The following is a 15436-nucleotide window of genomic DNA, read 5'->3' as shown; positions in this document are numbered from 1 at the left end:
CAAACCCGATCTGATCAGGCCGCTAGCGGATAGCGGCCCACCTGCGGAAACCCCTGGAAACCGCCCGGAGGGCCCTTCATGACCCCTGCCCTGCTCACTATCACCCTGCTCATCGGCGTCACACTGTGTTACATCGCGGTGTGTGCGTCCTCGCCGTTCGGCAACTGCCGCAAGTGCCGCGGCATGGGCCACCAGCTGAAGACCGACCGCAAGGGACGGCTCAAGCGCGGCAAGGACTGCCGCCGCTGCCAGGCGACCGGCAAGCGCATCCGCGCCGGCCGCTGGCTCTACAACCGGTGGGCCCGCATCTACCGCTCGGGCACCGACACCCCCCGCCCGGAGGGCTCGCGATGACCCTGACCATCTCCGCCGTGCTGCTCTTCGGCATCGCCTCCGTCATCGCCGTCAAGACCCGAGCCGCCAACGCCGGCGGCGCGGTGCTGCTGTTCCTGTTCGGCTTCTTCACCGCCGGGACCGGCGCCTACGGCCCGATTCACGACCTGGTGGCGTCCTTCGCCCGCTTCCTGTCCCAGCTCGGCAACTGACCCGAGGAGCACCCGTGAACGAACCCATCGTCGCACGGCACTGGCTCGCCACCGCGACGCCCAAAGCCGCGCCCGCCCTCGCCACCACGACCGTGCTGGCGCTGGCCCGGATCTGGAACGCCAACGGCGCCGAACACTCCGTCGGCAACGCCGTCCTGATGGGCGCCCTGTCCCTGGGGGCCGCCGCCGCGGGCGTGGTCGCGGGCAACGCAACCGGTGACTCCGTCCTCGTGGGCACCGCGTTCGCCGCCTCCGGCGCGCTCGCCTTCGCGGGCGTGGCCGGATACGCCGACGGCATGCCGCTGCCGCTCCTGCTGTGGTCCCTGGCCACCACCGGCGCCTACGCCCTCGCCGCCCGCTACTGGCGCACCGACCGCCGCGAGACAGTCGCCCACCAGCGGGACATCACCGAGCGGCGCGAGGAACGCGCCCACATCGAGCGCGTCGAAACCCTGCACGCCACCACCCAGGTCGAGGTGGCCCGCGCCGGCGCCGCCTACGCCGAACAGCTCGCCCAGGCACTCGTCACCCGCGCCACGCTGCCCAACTTCGACCCCACCGCCCTACAGCGCGCGGGTCTGCCCGAACTGCCCACCGCAGAGCGGAAGTCCGCATGAACGGCCGCGCCCTGCCCCGGCTGCGCATCCAGCGCGCCACCTGGCCCCGCCCGGCTCTGATCCTCACCGGCACCCCCCGCCCCGGCTGCCGCAACTGCGACGGCATCGGCGGCATCGAGCACGACTACGGCAACCACTACGACGGCGAGTACGAGGGCACCGACTGGGAGCCCTGCCAGTGCTGGAACGAACACCGCCGCTGGACCCTGCTGCCCCTGCCGCGCCTGCCCAAGTGGCTGCGCCGATGCCGCCCCGTCCGCGACCCGTGGGCCGCCAACGGCTACAGCGACGAACCGCCCTTCTGAGCCCAGAGGAAGCCCATGACCAACCGCAACACCGACCCGACACAGCACCCGCGCAAGGCTGCCGAGGCGGTGCGCGCCTTCAACCACGCCACCCAGCGCACCCGCGACCGTCGCCCCGGCATCGCGTACCCCGGCACCGTGTACCGCGCCATCGGCGCCTTCGGGACATTGGCCCACCGGCTGCCGCAGGCCTTCGACCAGATCGGCACGGCCCTGGCCGACCTCCACACGGCCGGACACCTCACCGCCGATCACGACACCCCCACCGAACACGCCATCGCCGTCTCCGAGGCCCTGCGCGAAGCGGAGAAGCACGCCACTGCGATGGCCGAAGCCCTGGAACGCGCGCACCGGGCTTCCAGCCCTCTCGGCTACTGCGGCCCAATCGACGACTCCGCCGACGACCTGTAGCTACGCCCGAGGCGGGCGCCGTCTCACCACAAGCCTGCGCCCGCCCCGGTTCTCCAGTCCCTCCAAGAGAGCAGGAGACCACCCAGCATGACCCATGACCCCCGCCTGTCGCCGGAGGGCGGCAACATCAGCCTGTGCACCGGGTCCGCCGCCCTCGACCAGGCCGTAGAAGCCGTCACCGGCCTGCCCACGGTCCTGGTCGGTGAGAAGGACCCCGCCGCCTCCCGGCTGCTCGCCGCCCGCATGCCCCACGCCCGCAACCTCGGCGACATCACCGCCGTCGACTGGCCCGCGCTCGCCGCGTCGGTGCCGCGTCCGGCGGCGCTGACCGCCGGGTTTCCCTGCCAGGACATCTCCAACGCCGGACCTCGGGGAGGGATCGCCGGTGACCGCTCCGGACTCTGGAAAACCATCGCCCACGGAGCCATTCGCCATCTTCGACCCCGGCTCGTGTTCCTGGAAAACGTCGCCGCTCTGCGCAGCCGGGGACTCGACGTCGTCGCCGCCGACCTGGCCGCGCTCGGGTACGACGCGCGGTGGATGTGCCTACGTGCTGGAGATCCCGAGGTCGGAGCCTGCCACCGGCGCGACCGCTGGTTCGCCGTCGCGTATCCCGCTGCTGAAGACCCCCACCTCACAGCTCGGCAGGAACGGCGGACCGCAGCACCCGGACAAACGACGGGCGGGCGGGCACGGGCCCACGCTGGAGGACGAAGTGGTGTTCTTGCTGCCCCCGACGGAGGCTTGAGGCTGCTGCCCACCCCGGCCGCCGCCGACGGAACCGGCGGCCCCGGCACCTCGCCCAAACGCCAGGGCGGCATGAACCTGCGTACCGCCGTCACCCTGCTGCCCACCCCCGCGGCACGGGACTGGAAGTCCGGCGCCTCCAACCTGATCGGCGTCAACTCCCGCCCGCTCAACGAGGTGGTCGTCAACCTGCTGCCCACGCCCAAGGCGTCGGACGGGCCGCACGGCGGACCCAACCAGCGCGACAGCGCCGGCAACTACTACCTGCCCGGCCAGGCCGTGCGGCTGGACGGGCGGTGGGTGGCCACCAACGGCACCGACTACGGCCCCGCCATCCACCGCTGGGAAACCGTCCTCGGACGCCCCGCGCCGGAGCCGACCGAGCCTGGCACCAAGGGCAACCGCCGCCTGTCCCCGGCGTTCGTGGAATGGATGATGGGCGCCGATCCCGGCTGGGTCACCGGCACCGACTTGGGCCTGTCCCGCTCCGACCAGCTCAAGATCCTCGGCAACGGCGTCGTCATCCACCAGGCCATCCACGCCTACCGCACGCTGCTCGCCGCCGACGCGCCCATGGTTGCGGACCCGGTCCCGGCCCAACTCGCCCTCGACATCGCCTAGATACGCCCGAGGCGGGCGCCGTCTCACCACAAGCCTGCGCCCGCCCCGGTTCTCCAGTCCCTCCAAGAGAGCAGGAGACCTCCAGCATGACCCAACGAGCGTCAATCGGCGAGGGCCATCAGGCCCAAACCACCCCTTTGTGCACCGCGCTGGAACTCGCCTCCGCCGGCGTGCCGGTGCTGCCCCTGCGGCAGGGGAAGGTGCCGTTCGGGAACTGCCCCGTGTGCGCCAAGAACGCCTGCGGCGGACGGCCGAACATGAAGAACGCGGGCCCCTGCCAGTGCCCCGGCATCTGCCACGCATGGGCCGCCGCCACCACCGACCCCGACGTCATCACCTCCCCGGCATGGGCCTCGGCGTGGCGTCAGGCCGTCTGCGTCGGCTACCACCCCGGCGGCGCCGGACTGGCCGTGGTCGACCTCGACAACCCGGCGGCCGTCACCTGGGCACGCGAGACGCTGCCCGCCACCCGCACCGTGCCCACCACGCGCGGCCAGCACTGGATCTACAAGGGCGTCATGCCCTCGCACAACGCCGTGCGGCCCGGCGTGGACATCAAGTCCGCCATGGCATACGCCCGGTGGCTCGGTCCCGGCACCGGCACCATGACCGCCCTGCCGGGGGCCGTACGCGCGCTGGCCGTCAAGGAACCCCCGGCCCGGCCAGCGCCGCAGACCCTCGCTGTTCCCGCCGGGGGCGCGGGTGGGGCGTGCCCGCATCGCACGCCCGCCTATCTGGACCGTGGGATCGCCATGGGTGTGCAGCGGATCACCGAGGCCCGTAGCGCCGTGCACGCGACCGTGTACCGGACGTTCCTCGCGGTGCTGTCGACGCACGGCCGGTGCGGCTGCCTCACCGACGCCCATGTCACGCGGCTGTTCACCGCCGCGCAGGCCAAGGGCGAGTCCCCGAGGCACTGCACGGATGCGTGGACCAACGCCCTGACCACGTTGGGACTGTGACCATGTCCGACGACGACAAGAGCCCGGCCCGCGAAATCATCACCGACTACGCGCAGGCGCACTTCCGGTACTTCCGCACCGCCGACGGGACCGTGTACGCGCAGCGCAACGGCCACCCCGTCGCCCGCCCCATCCGCTCCCAGGGCACCACCGGCAGCCACCGCCAAGAACTCATGGTCGGCCTGTTCCGGGACGGGATCGGCGTGTTCAACGGGACCGCGATGAAGGAGGCGTTGGACCTGATCGAAGCACTCGCGCTCACCGAGGAGACACAGGCTGTGTACATCCGCGTCGCGCCAGGGTTCGACGGGTCCACCTGGTTGGACCTGGGCCGCGCCGACGGACAATCGGTCCGTATCCACCCGACCGGCTGGGACGTCACCGTTCCGGACCCGCGTGAGGTGTGCTGGCGACGTACCCAGCTCACCGGGGAACTCCCGATGCCGGTCAAGGACACGGACGGCAAGGGCATCGATCTGCTGATGCGGCTGTGCAACTTCGCCACCGCCGAGACGGAGTGCCTGGCCATCGCGTGGCTGGTCGGCTGCCTCGGGCCGTCCGTGCCCGTCCCGGCCCCGTTCCTGACCGGTCCGCAGGGCGCCGGCAAGTCCACCGGGGGCCGCATGCTCATCAGGATCGTTGAGGGCATGAGCGGCGACCTGCGCCGCGCTCCGAAGGATGAGGAGAACCTGATCGCGGCGGTGGCCGCGGGATGGGTCACCGCCCTGGACAACCTCTCCCACATGAGCCCGGACCTGTCCGACGCGATGTGCTGCATCGTCACCGGCGCGGAGAACGTCAAGCGGGCCCTGTTCACCGACGGGGACGTCTTCCGTCTCGGCTACCGCCGCCCCTTGCTCCTGACCGGTATCGACGTCGGAGTCATCCGTCCCGACCTCGCCGAACGGCTGCTGCCGCTCAGGTTGGAACGGCCCCGGGTGCGGCGTACCGAGCACGAGCTGTGGACGGAGTTCGCGGAAGTGCTGCCCGTCATCCTCGGCTCCCTCCTGGACCTGACCGTGAAGGTCCGGGCAGTGGAGGCGGAGACCCCGACCGACCTGCGCATGGCGGACTTCGCCCACCTGTGCGCACAGCTCGACGCGGCAACCGGCCTGGGAGCCCTCGCCGCCTACCGGGCCAGCCTGGACGACCTCAACGACGACGTGATCGAGGGCGATCTGATGGCACAGACCGTGCTCGCGCACGCCGCGAGCATCGAGCCGGGCACCGGGCAGCGGATGACGTCCACCGAGTGGCTGCACTGCCTCAGCCGCGTCTACACCGGAGACGACTTCCGCGCCCTGCCCAAAGGCTGGCCCACCACGGGCAAGGTCCTCTCCGACCGGCTCAAACGGCTACAGCCCACCCTCGCTGCACGGGGCGTGCTCATCGACTCCGGCCGTACCAAAACGGGCCGCTACATCGAAATGACCCGCACGCAGGCCGCGCCGCCGCACGAGCAGCAGACGCTCTGACCGGCGCCACCGCTGTCCAAGCAAGAGGAGCACCACCGGCCAGGCGTGCTCCTCTTGCTGTTCGGCGCTCGCGCCGCCCAACGGGCGCGCCGCGCAGCGGCTCCTCATTCGCGCTCTGAGCCGCACCCCACCACCACAGACACCCCCTCTTTTTTCCTAAGTAGGGAAGGCCTGCGTCACCTGCGTCACCCGACCCCGGAAAACGCGCCCTGAGCTGCGCGGACGGCGGTGACGCAGACGGCGAATTCTGCGTCACCCCTGCGTCACCTGCGTCACCGATGACGGACAGCCTGCGTCACCGATGACGCAGACCCCGCCCGCTGCGTCACCCAAAACCCGCAGGTCAGAAGGCCTGAATGACGCAGGTGACGCGGTGACGCAGAAATCCCCGCCTCGGACACATGGCGCCACTCAGACCGATGCATTTCCAACTCGTGGGAGGACCCAGTGAGCGCGCCCACCCCCGCCAGAGACGACCCTCGCGCCATTCTCCGGGGCGGTCTCCCGGACCGGTATCTCACCGCCGACGACATCGCCGAGATCTTCGAGGTGCCCAAAGAAACCGTCTACCAGTGGCGCAAGAAGCGCATCGGTCCGCCCGGCTTCCGCATCGGCAAGTACATCCGCTACGACCCCGCAGACGTACGTCAGTACGTCACCAGCCGCAAAGACGCCGACCGGTCCGCCTAACCAAACAGACCCACCAGAGACAGCAGGGAGAACCGCTACCGGCGGCTCTCCCTGCTGTCTGTCGAGAAGGGACCGCCGCCACATGGCAGGCCATATCCAAGATCGCTGGTTCAAGACCGAGACCAACGCCAGCGGCAAGGACGTCCGAGTAAAGACCGACCGCTATGGCACAGGCTTGCGATACCGAGCCCGGTACATCGGGCCCGACGGCACCGAGAAGAGCAAGAGCTTCCGGGACAAGGAAATGCGACTCGCCAGGCAATGGCTCACGCAGATCGAAGCCGACATGTCACGCGGAAAGTACATCGACCCTCGCGCCGGAAGGATGACCTTCCGGCAGTACGCGGACGGGTGGGTCAAGACGCATACAGGCGAGATCAACAGTCGGGAGGCTGCGGAACGTCGCCTTCGGTTGCACGCCTACCCTCACCTCGGATCACGTCCCCTCGACTCGTTCAGGCCCGAGCACATTCGGGACTGGATCGCCAAGCTGGAAACCACGGTGCCGGCGGAGTCGCACCGCCGTATCATCGTCGGCACCGTCTCGGCTGCGTTGAGCGCCGCGGTCGAAGACGGCCTGTTGAGCAAGAATCCCTGCCGCGCCCGCACCGTGAAGCTCCCGAAGCCGGGCAAGCCTCGCGTGGAGCCGTGGACGGCACAGCAGGTCTTCGCTGTACGGCGCGCCCTCCCCCACTGCTACCGGGCCGCCGTGGACGTCGGGGCCGGTTGCGGACTGCGTCAGGGTGAGATTCTCGGCCTGTCCGTCGAAGAACTCGACTATGAGGGCGGTTGGCTGACCGTCGGCCACCAGCTCAAGCGAATCCGGGGCAAGTATGTCTTCGCGCTGCCGAAAGGCGGGAAAGTCCGGGCCGTGCCGCTCCCCAAAGCCGTGGCCACCGCTCTCATAGAGCACTCGAAGGAATTCAAGCCCATCGACGTATCGCTTCCGTGGCGGACCCCAGATGGCCCCCCGGTGACGAAGCGGCTGATCTTCCGTGGTGCCGAAGAGAGGCACGTCCGGGTGAGCAACTTCAACGCTCACCACTGGAAGCCTGCTCTGGCAGCTGCGGGTGTCATTCCGGCGCGGGAGCCGGGCAAGCCGTACGCTTCAGCCCCCGAGGACGGCATGCACGCTCTCAGGCACTTCTACGCGTCCGTTCTGTTGGACGCGGGCGAGAGCATCCGTGCCCTGAGTTCCTATCTCGGTCATGCCGACCCGGGGTTCACCCTCCGCACCTACACGCACCTCATGCCGAGCAGTGAGGGACGCACCAGGAAGGCTGTGGATGAGCTGTATCTGTAGGTGATCCGAGTGGCGGCGGGAGTGGCCCGCCGCCACTCGGATCACTGGGAGTCGTACGCCTTGACGCTCACGGCCGGACCGCCGGAATACCTGGCCACGGCAGTGGCGGCGGCACCGGTGACCTTGACGACCGCGCTGCCGCCGCCCGGGACGACGACCAGCCCTCCGATGGGAGTGACGGACACCGCCTGCTGTGTCTCGCCCTCCGCCGGCTGGTCATAGACGAGGTAGGCCACACGTGTCGTCACCGGATACGGGTCGATGTTCGTCACGCGCACGGTGGTGAAGCGTGCGAACCTGCTTACCGTGCGTCCAGCGCTGTTCAGCTCCTGAACGGTCACTGGGTGCGCGCTGGCCCGGCTCTTGGCAGCGACGAGACGCTTGACGGTGACGCGAACGTCGTAGACCTGGTGTTCACCGGCCCCCGAGAAACGCAGGATGTCGAAACCCGACCCGTACGGAACCACCAGATGGCCGCTGTCGCTGCCGTAGACGGTTCGGACATGCACCCTTGGCAGGGCGTCCCCGTTCCGGTCCAGCGCGGTGAACGCCAGTACGGGGACGACCGACTCTTTGTTCGCGTTCTTGATGGCCAATGTCTGGCTGATGTAGTTGTCGCCCCCCTCGCGCCGATATGCGAACGACAGCGCGCTCTTGGCCGGCTTGGACGACCAGTGGGTCAAGCCCGTCATGATCGCGGACAGCGACACCACAACCACCCAGCCCGCGATCAGAGTCTGTCTTCGTTCCACGTTCGCCTCTCCCCAGCATGCGACTGAGCCCCCACCCCTGGAAGCGCCGTCGGATCCTAGCCTGACGAACTGCGGAATGATCAAGCCGATGAGACGAGCAGTGAACGCGCGCCACGCGAACTCGCATGCGGCAAAGGACGCCCTCTCATCCGGCCCCCGCCCACCGTCACGGCCCACACACGGCCCAGAGTGGAGTTCGCGCGACTAGTCGGCGTGAAATGCCTGTTCAGGTGCCTTGTCGACTGCGACGCGGTAACTTCATCTACTTCTGGCCCCTGTACACGGGCACGGCGATCCCCATCGACTCGTGGCGTTCCCGGATGTGGCTCGATACGTGGGTGTGAGCCACATCCCTGACTCCCTTCGGACAACAATCGGTCAACACCTGCCACAGGAGCTTCACAACGACCTACAGTGCGAGCCACGACCAGCTTTTGAACGTGTTCACAAAACACGGCAAAAGCACACGGGAGGGGATTTCGCACCATGCGCAAGGGGGTCAAGGGCGCCATCGTCGGTGGCGTCTGTGCGGTCGTGCTGGGCGGGGGCGGTTACGCCGCCTACAACGTCCTGACGGCGCTCCACGGCGACGGCACACCGGCCGTACGGACCGGTCCGCCCACGAAGGACGAGATCGACGACGCCAGCCAGAAGTTCTTCACCGCCTGGGAGAAGGGCCAGTCGGTGAACGCCGCCTCGTTCACGAACGACTCCGCCGACGCCGAACCGGTCCTCACCTCCTTCAGCGCCACCGCGCACATCAAGGACGTGCACATCACGCCCGGCAAGACCACCGGCGCCACCGTGCCGTTCAGCGTCCGGGCGACCGTGACCTACGGCGGGAAGTCGAAGCCGCTCGCCTACAAGAGCTCGCTGCGGATCGTCCGGGGCGAGACCACGCACCGTGCGCTCGTCGACTGGCAGCCCTCCGTGGTCCATCCGCAGCTGCGGCGCGGCGACACCCTGGCCACCGGGGAGGCCGCGAGCCCGCCGATCGAGGCCCTGGACCGCGACGGCAAGGTCCTCACCAAGGAGAAGTACCCGTCCCTGGGCCCGGTCCTGGACGAGCTGCGCAGCCGGTACGGCGACAAGGCGGGCGGCACCCCGGGCGTGGAGCTGGTCATCCGGCACGCGTCCCAGGAGTCCGCAGACACCACGCTGCTGACCCTCGCCGAGGGCAGGGCCGGCAAGCTGCGCACGACGCTCGACGCGCGCGTGCAGGCCGCCGCCGAGACGGCGGTGACGAAGTACGCCGAGTCGTCGGTGGTGGCCGTCAAGCCGAGCACCGGTGACGTGCTCGCGGTCGCCAACAACCGGGTGGACGGCTTCAACGCGGCCTTCCTCGGCGAGCTGGCACCCGGCTCCACCATGAAGATCATCAGCGCCGCGACCCTCATCGACACCGGCCTGACCTCGGCGGCCGGGCCGGCGCCCTGTCCGCCGACCGCGACCTGGCAGAGCCAGACCTTCAGCAACCTCAAGGGACTCGAGCCGGACGAGAAGGCCACCCTCTCGGACAGCTTCGCGCGGTCCTGCAACACGGCGTTCGTGAAGTACGCGGACTCGGTCCAGGTGGACTCGCTCACCAAGGAGGCCGAGGACCGCTTCGGGCTGGGGAAGAACAACTGGAAGGTGGGCATCCCGAGCTTCGACGGGCGGGTCCCGGCCTCCGGCGGCCCGGACACCGCGGCCAACATGATCGGCCAGGGCCAGGTGCAGATGAGCCCGCTGAACATGGCCTCGGTGGCGGCGACCGCGTCGACGGGGACCTTCCGGCAGCCGGTGCTCGTCTCGCAGAAGCTGGACGGCCGTGAACTGGCCACCGCGAAGGGCCTGTCGGCCGGTACGGCGGGTCAGCTGCGCGCCATGATGAACCGCACCGCGACCAGCGGCACCGCGGCCGGCGTGATGCGCGGACTGAAGGGCAGCATCGGCGCCAAGACGGGGTCGGCGGAGGTCGACGGGCAGTCCAAGTCCAACAGCTGGTTCGCCGGCTACCGCGACGACGTGGCCGCCGCCGCCATGACCCAGGACGGCGGGCACGGCATCGACGCGGCCGGTCCGATTGTCGCGAGTGTGCTACGGATCGGTGGCTGACGTCACTCCCACAGGGCGGGACTCTAGGCTGATGCAGTCGTTGGGGAGCGTGAGGGCTACGGGGCGGCGGGAACCCTGGGGAAGTGCGCGGAGGAACTGAGCTGTGGGCAAGAGAAGGCGCGTCGCCGAGCGGCGGAAGAACAGACCCGCGGTCGTCGGCGGGGTGATCGCCGTCGTCGTGGGCGGCGCCGGCCTCGGCCTCTACGCGCTGTACGGCGGCGGGGCGGCCGCCGACGCGGCCTCCGGCACGGCCGACCACAAGGACGTGAAGACCGGCCCGCTGTCCGCGACCGAGGTGCAGACCACGGCCCGCACCTTCCTTTCCTCCTGGCAGCAGGGCAGGCCCGCCCGGGCCGCCGCCGTCACGGACGACGCCGCCGCCTGCGTCAGGCTGCTCACCGGCTACGGCAAGGACGCCCACATCAAGGACGTCACCCTCACCGAGGGCACCCGCACGGGCGCGAAGGTGCCGTTCTCGGTGAAGGCGACGGTGTCGTACAAGGGTGTCAGCAAGCCGCTGTCGTACGACTCCTCGTTCACCGTCGTCCGGCGCAAGAGCGACGGCAAGCCGCTGGTCGACTGGCACGCGGCCGTGGTCCACCCGGACCTGGCGGACGGCGACACCCTGGTCACCGGTGAGTCCGGCACCCCGCCCGTCACCGCCCTGGACCGTCACGGCGGTGAGATCACCACCGCCAAGTACCCGTCGCTGGGCTCCGTCCTGGACGGGCTGCGGGAGAAGTTCGGCAAGAAGGCCGGCGGCAAGGCGGGCGTCGAACTGCGCGTGGTGCGCGGCAAGGCGTCCGAGAAGGCGAAGCTCTCCGACAAGACGCTGGTCGAGCTCAGCAAGGGCACCCCGGGCACGGTGCGGACCACGCTCAGCCCGACCCTCCAGGCGGCCGCCGAGAAGCAGGTCATGACCCGGAAGAACGCCTCGGTGGTCATGATGCGCCCGTCGACCGGTGAGATCCTCGCGGTCGCCAACTCCAGCCACGGCTTCAACGTCGCCTTCCAGGGCTCCCTGGCCCCCGGCTCCACGATGAAGATCGTCACCTCGACGATGCTCTTCGAGAAGAACCTGGTCACGCCGGACGCGTCGCACCCCTGCCCGAAGACGTACAAGCTCGCCGGGTGGACGTTCCACAACGACGACGACTCCGAGATCAAGAAGGGCACGTTCAAGCTCAGCTTCGGCGCCTCCTGCAACAACGCCTTCATCAACTTCGCGCCGAAGCTGTCCGACAGCGACCTCACCACCGAGGCCCAGCAGGTCTACGGCCTCGGCATGAACAACTGGGCCATCGGCGTGCCCACCTTCGACGGCTCGGTCCCGGTGCAGAGCGGCGCGCAGATGGGCGCCTCGCTGATCGGGCAGGGCGGGGTGCGGATGAACCCGCTGAACATGGCGTCGGTCGCGTCCACCGTGGAGGCCGGCACCTTCCACCAGCCGTACCTGGTCTCCCCGAGCGTCGACGGCCGGACGATCGCGAAGGCCTCGCGCACCATGTCCGCGAAGACCCAGTCCGAGCTGAAGGAGGTCATGTCCTACACGGCGGCGTACGGCACGGCCGCCAAGGCGATGGCGGGGCTCGGGCCGGACTACGGCGCCAAGACGGGTTCGGCGGAGGTCGACGGGCAGAAGAAGCCGAACGGCTGGTTCACCGCCTACAAGGGCGACCTGGCCGCCGCGGGCGTGGTCCAGGCGGGCGGCCACGGCGGCGACACGGCCGGCCCCATCGTGGCGGCGCTGCTGAAGCTGGGCTCGTCCCTCTAGCCGGTCTCCGGCCGCGGACTAGCCGGCGACGGGGGTGGCCATGTAGGTGCGCCTGAGGAAGCGCAGCAGCGCCTTCGACTCGAACTGCACCACCGACGTGCCGTGGTCGGAGTGGAACTCCACCACGGCCTGCACCCGCCCGAGCGGCCACACCCGGACGTCACCGCTGGCGGCCGGCGCCCTGAGGCCCTCCTCCAGCAGCGTGCGGGAGAAGGTCCACTCGTCGGTTCCGGGCAGCCCGACCCGGACCGAGCGCGGGTCGGCCTCGGGGTCGTAACGCAGGACGACGGGCACCGCGGGCGGCTCGTCCCGGGCGTCGTCGTCCGTGACGATGTGAACTCGCGCATACTGCTCGACTACAGACATCGGACTGCCCTTTGCGCTCCGTGATCTGTGCGAAAGCTGTGCATCCGCTTTCCCTCCAATGTCGCACATTTTCCGGAACGTGCCTGCCCGCGATGGGTGACCAACGGATATACGTCCCTCTCGCTCTTGCAAAGCATTCGCAACAGCACCTTAAAATCTGAGCGTGCACGTACCTGACGGATTCATCGACGCCCCCACCTCAGCGGTCACCGGCCTGGTCGCGGCCGGCGCCCTCGCGGTCAGCCTGCGGGGCGCACGGCGGGAACTCGACGAGCGGACGGCTCCGCTGGCCGGTCTGGTGGCGGCGTTCATCTTCGCCGTACAGATGCTCAACTTCCCCGTGGCGGCCGGAACAAGCGGGCACCTGCTGGGCGGGGCGCTTGCCGCGATCCTGGTCGGCCCCTGCACGGGCGTGCTGTGCGTGTCCGTGGTGCTGCTGATGCAGGGCGTCCTGTTCGCGGACGGCGGCCTGACCGCGCTCGGCGTCAACATCACCGACATGGCGCTGGTGACCACCGTCGTCGCGTACGCCGTCTTCCGGGGCCTCGTGAAGGTCCTGCCGCGCGGCCGGCGCTCGGTGACCGCGGCCGCCTTCGTCGCCGCGCTGCTCTCCGTCCCGGCCGCCGCCGCCGCCTTCACGCTGCTCTACGCGGTCGGCGGCACCACGGACGTGGCCATCGGCAAGGTGGCCACGGCCATGATCGGCGTGCATGTCCTGATCGGCCTCGGCGAGGCCGCGATCACCGCGCTCACGGTCGGCGCGGTGATCGCGGTACGCCCGGACCTGGTGTACGGGGCGCGCGGGCTGCGGCAGCGGCTGAAGCTGCGGGTGAACGGCGAACTGGTGGACGCCCCCGCCTCCGCTCCGGTGCCCGTGGCGGCGCGCACCTCCCGGCGCGCGCTGTGGATCACGGGTCTGGCGGCCTCCGTGGTGCTCGCCGGTTTCGTCAGCTTCTACGCCTCCGCCGACCCCGACGGGCTGGAGAAGGTCGCCCACGACCACGGCATCGACGCGAAGGCCGAGGAGCACGCCGCCGCCGGGTCCCCGCTCGCCGACTACGGCGTCCGGGACGTCTCCGACGCCCGGCTCTCCGGCGGTCTCGCGGGCGTGATCGGCGTCGGGGCGACCGTGGCCGCGGGCAGCGGGGTGTTCTGGGCGGTGCGCAGGCGCCGTACGAGCGCCGCCGCCGAGGCGCGCTGAGGTGGGGGCGGGACACACGCACCGGCTCTACCGGCACGCGCACTCCCCGGTGCACGCGCTGCCGCCGCACACCAAGCTCGCCGCCGTCCTCGCCTTCGTGGTCGTCGTGGTCTCCACCCCGCGCACCGCGATGTGGGCGTTCGGCCTGTACGCCGTGCTGCTGGCGTGTGTCGCGCACCAGGCACGCGTGCCCGCGTCCTTCGTGCTGCGCAGGCTGCTCATCGAGGTGCCGTTCGTGGCCTTCGCGGTGCTGCTGCCGTTCGTGGCCGAGGGCGAGCGGGTCGAGGTCCTCGGCCTCTCGCTCAGCGTGCACGGCCTGTGGGGTGCCTGGAACGTCCTCGCCAAGGGCACCCTGGGCGTCGCCGCGTCCGTCCTGCTGGCGGCCACCACGGAGCTGCGTGAACTGCTGCTGGGCCTCCAGCTGCTCAGGCTCCCGCCGCTGCTGGTCCAGATCGCCTCCTTCATGATCCGCTACGGCGACGTCATCACCGACGAGATGCGGCGGATGCGGATCGCCCGGGAGTCGCGCGGCTTCGAGGCGCGGGGCGTGCGCCACTGGGGCGTGCTCGCGAAGTCCGCGGGCGCGCTGTTCATCCGCTCCTACGAACGCGGGGAGCGCGTGCACCTGGCCATGGTGAGCCGGGGGTACGACGGCTCGATGCCGGTCATCGACGAGGTGACCGCGTCCCGGGCCCAGTGGACCCGCGCCCTCGCACTGCCCTCGTCCGCCCTCGTCGTCTGCCTGTTGGGATGGGTCCTGTGACCACTGCCGCCTCGCTGGAGGTCTCCGGCCTCGCCTTCGCCTACCCCGACGGCCACCAGGCCCTGTTCGGCGTCGACTTCTCGATCGGGCGGGGCGAACGGGTCGCGCTGCTCGGTCCGAACGGCGCCGGGAAGACCACCCTCGTCCTGCACCTCAACGGCATCCTGGGCGGGGGCGCCGGCACGGTGACGGTGGCCGGGCTGCCCGTCGGCAAGCGGCACATGGCGGAGATCCGGCGCCGGGTCGGCATCGTCTTCCAGGACCCGGACGACCAGCTGTTCATGCCGACCGTGCGGGAGGACGTGGCGTTCGGGCCCGCGGCGGCCGGCCTGAAGGGCGCGGAGCTCGACGCGCGCGTGCATGCCGCGCTGGAACAGGTGGGCATGGCCGGTTTCGCCGAACGCCCGCCCCACCACCTGTCCTTCGGGCAGCGGCGCCGGGTCGCCGTGGCCACCGTCCTCGCCATGGAGCCGGAGATCCTCGTCCTCGACGAGCCCTCCTCCAATCTCGACCCGGCCTCCCGGCGCGAACTGGCGGACATCCTGCGCTCCTTGGACGTGACCGTCCTCATGGTGACGCACGACCTGCCCTACGCCCTGGAGCTCTGCCCGCGCGCCCTGGTGCTGAGCGACGGCACGATCGCCGCCGACGGTCCCACGGGTCAACTCCTCGCTGACGAGGGCCTGATGAGGGCGCACCGGCTGGAACTGCCCTTCGGCTTCGACCCGCGGGCGGCGACGGCCGGGCGCCGGGAGGTGTGACGCGTTTCCGTGACGGCCGTCCCGCGCGTGGCCGCGTCCGTGACAA

General features: G+C 70.2%; 17 protein-coding genes. 15 read left to right on the top strand and 2 right to left on the bottom strand.

The annotated features are described in order from the left end of the window. Nucleotides 1-78 precede the first annotated feature (78 nt). The 10 genes from MB828_RS39860 to MB828_RS39815 all read left to right on the top strand — a co-directional run bounded on the left by MB828_RS39860 (nt 79) and on the right by MB828_RS39815 (nt 7676). A complete protein-coding gene (locus MB828_RS39860; protein WP_301652426.1) occupies nt 79-354 on the top strand; it encodes a hypothetical protein in 276 nt (91 codons plus the stop codon). Then, nucleotides 351-545 carry a hypothetical protein gene (locus MB828_RS39855; RefSeq protein WP_123967471.1) on the top strand — a complete coding sequence of 65 codons (195 nt, stop codon included), beginning with the start codon at nt 351-353 and terminating at the stop codon, nt 543-545. The genes MB828_RS39860 and MB828_RS39855 overlap by 4 nt, the downstream gene beginning before the upstream one ends. A 14-nt stretch (nt 546-559) precedes the next feature. Next, entirely contained in the window at nt 560-1162 is a 603-nt protein-coding gene (locus tag MB828_RS39850; RefSeq protein WP_301652425.1) for a hypothetical protein, read from the top strand. Beyond that, complete coding sequence (locus MB828_RS39845; RefSeq protein ID WP_301652424.1) at nt 1159-1467, top strand: hypothetical protein; 309 nt, start codon at nt 1159-1161, stop codon at nt 1465-1467. Before MB828_RS39850 ends, MB828_RS39845 begins: the two co-directional genes overlap by 4 nt. Before the next feature lie 15 nt (nt 1468-1482). Next, on the top strand, nt 1483-1878 hold the full coding sequence (locus MB828_RS39840; RefSeq protein WP_301652423.1) for a hypothetical protein: 396 nt from the start codon (nt 1483-1485) through the stop codon (nt 1876-1878). Between the two features lie 87 nt (nt 1879-1965). Further along, nucleotides 1966-3246 (top strand): DNA cytosine methyltransferase, encoded by a 1281-nt coding sequence (locus MB828_RS39835; protein WP_301652422.1) that lies wholly within the window; start codon nt 1966-1968, stop codon nt 3244-3246. 86 nt (nt 3247-3332) lie between these two features. Further along, nucleotides 3333-4208, top strand: a complete 876-nt coding sequence (locus MB828_RS39830; RefSeq protein WP_301652421.1) for a bifunctional DNA primase/polymerase — start codon at nt 3333-3335, stop codon at nt 4206-4208. A gap of 2 nt (nt 4209-4210) precedes the next feature. Further along, on the top strand, nt 4211-5683 hold the full coding sequence (locus tag MB828_RS39825) for an ATP-binding protein (RefSeq protein ID WP_301652552.1): 1473 nt from the start codon (nt 4211-4213) through the stop codon (nt 5681-5683). Nucleotides 5684-6130: 447 nt separating this feature from the next. Then, entirely contained in the window at nt 6131-6373 is a 243-nt protein-coding gene (locus MB828_RS39820; RefSeq protein ID WP_301652420.1) for a helix-turn-helix domain-containing protein, read from the top strand. Nucleotides 6374-6455: 82 nt separating this feature from the next. Continuing rightward, complete coding sequence (locus MB828_RS39815) at nt 6456-7676, top strand: tyrosine-type recombinase/integrase (RefSeq protein ID WP_301652419.1); 1221 nt, start codon at nt 6456-6458, stop codon at nt 7674-7676. A gap of 41 nt (nt 7677-7717) precedes the next feature. On the opposite strand, the gene MB828_RS39810 is transcribed toward MB828_RS39815, so the two are convergent. Continuing rightward, nucleotides 7718-8428, bottom strand: a complete 711-nt coding sequence (locus MB828_RS39810; protein ID WP_301652418.1) for a hypothetical protein — start codon at nt 8426-8428, stop codon at nt 7718-7720. Between the two features lie 486 nt (nt 8429-8914). On the opposite strand from MB828_RS39810, the gene MB828_RS39805 reads away from it, so the two are divergent. Beyond that, nucleotides 8915-10525 (top strand): penicillin-binding transpeptidase domain-containing protein, encoded by a 1611-nt coding sequence (locus MB828_RS39805; protein ID WP_301652417.1) that lies wholly within the window; start codon nt 8915-8917, stop codon nt 10523-10525. 103 nt (nt 10526-10628) lie between these two features. Beyond that, nucleotides 10629-12299, top strand: coding sequence for a penicillin-binding transpeptidase domain-containing protein (locus tag MB828_RS39800; RefSeq protein ID WP_301652416.1), 1671 nt, complete (start codon nt 10629-10631; stop codon nt 12297-12299). An 18-nt stretch (nt 12300-12317) separates the two neighbouring features. Here MB828_RS39800 and MB828_RS39795 read toward each other — a convergent pair whose 3' ends face one another. Further along, nucleotides 12318-12665, bottom strand: a complete 348-nt coding sequence (locus MB828_RS39795) for an SsgA family sporulation/cell division regulator (protein ID WP_046732922.1) — start codon at nt 12663-12665, stop codon at nt 12318-12320. Between the two features lie 163 nt (nt 12666-12828). On the opposite strand from MB828_RS39795, the gene MB828_RS39790 reads away from it, so the two are divergent. The 3 genes from MB828_RS39790 to MB828_RS39780 are packed head-to-tail and all read left to right on the top strand — an operon-like array spanning nt 12829 to nt 15390. Then, a complete protein-coding gene (locus MB828_RS39790) occupies nt 12829-13866 on the top strand; it encodes an energy-coupling factor ABC transporter permease (protein WP_301652415.1) in 1038 nt (345 codons plus the stop codon). Nucleotide 13867: 1 nt separating this feature from the next. Continuing rightward, on the top strand, nt 13868-14629 hold the full coding sequence (cbiQ, locus tag MB828_RS39785; protein ID WP_301652414.1) for a cobalt ECF transporter T component CbiQ: 762 nt from the start codon (nt 13868-13870) through the stop codon (nt 14627-14629). Next, entirely contained in the window at nt 14617-15390 is a 774-nt protein-coding gene (locus MB828_RS39780; RefSeq protein ID WP_301652413.1) for an energy-coupling factor ABC transporter ATP-binding protein, read from the top strand. Before cbiQ ends, MB828_RS39780 begins: the two co-directional genes overlap by 13 nt. Nucleotides 15391-15436: the final 46 nt, after the last annotated feature.

The organism is Streptomyces arenae (assembly GCF_022343545.1).
GTDB lineage: Bacteria > Actinomycetota > Actinomycetes > Streptomycetales > Streptomycetaceae > Streptomyces > Streptomyces humi.
The sequence above is the reverse complement of the archived record's forward strand: the minus strand, read 5'-3'. Positions and strand labels throughout refer to the sequence as shown.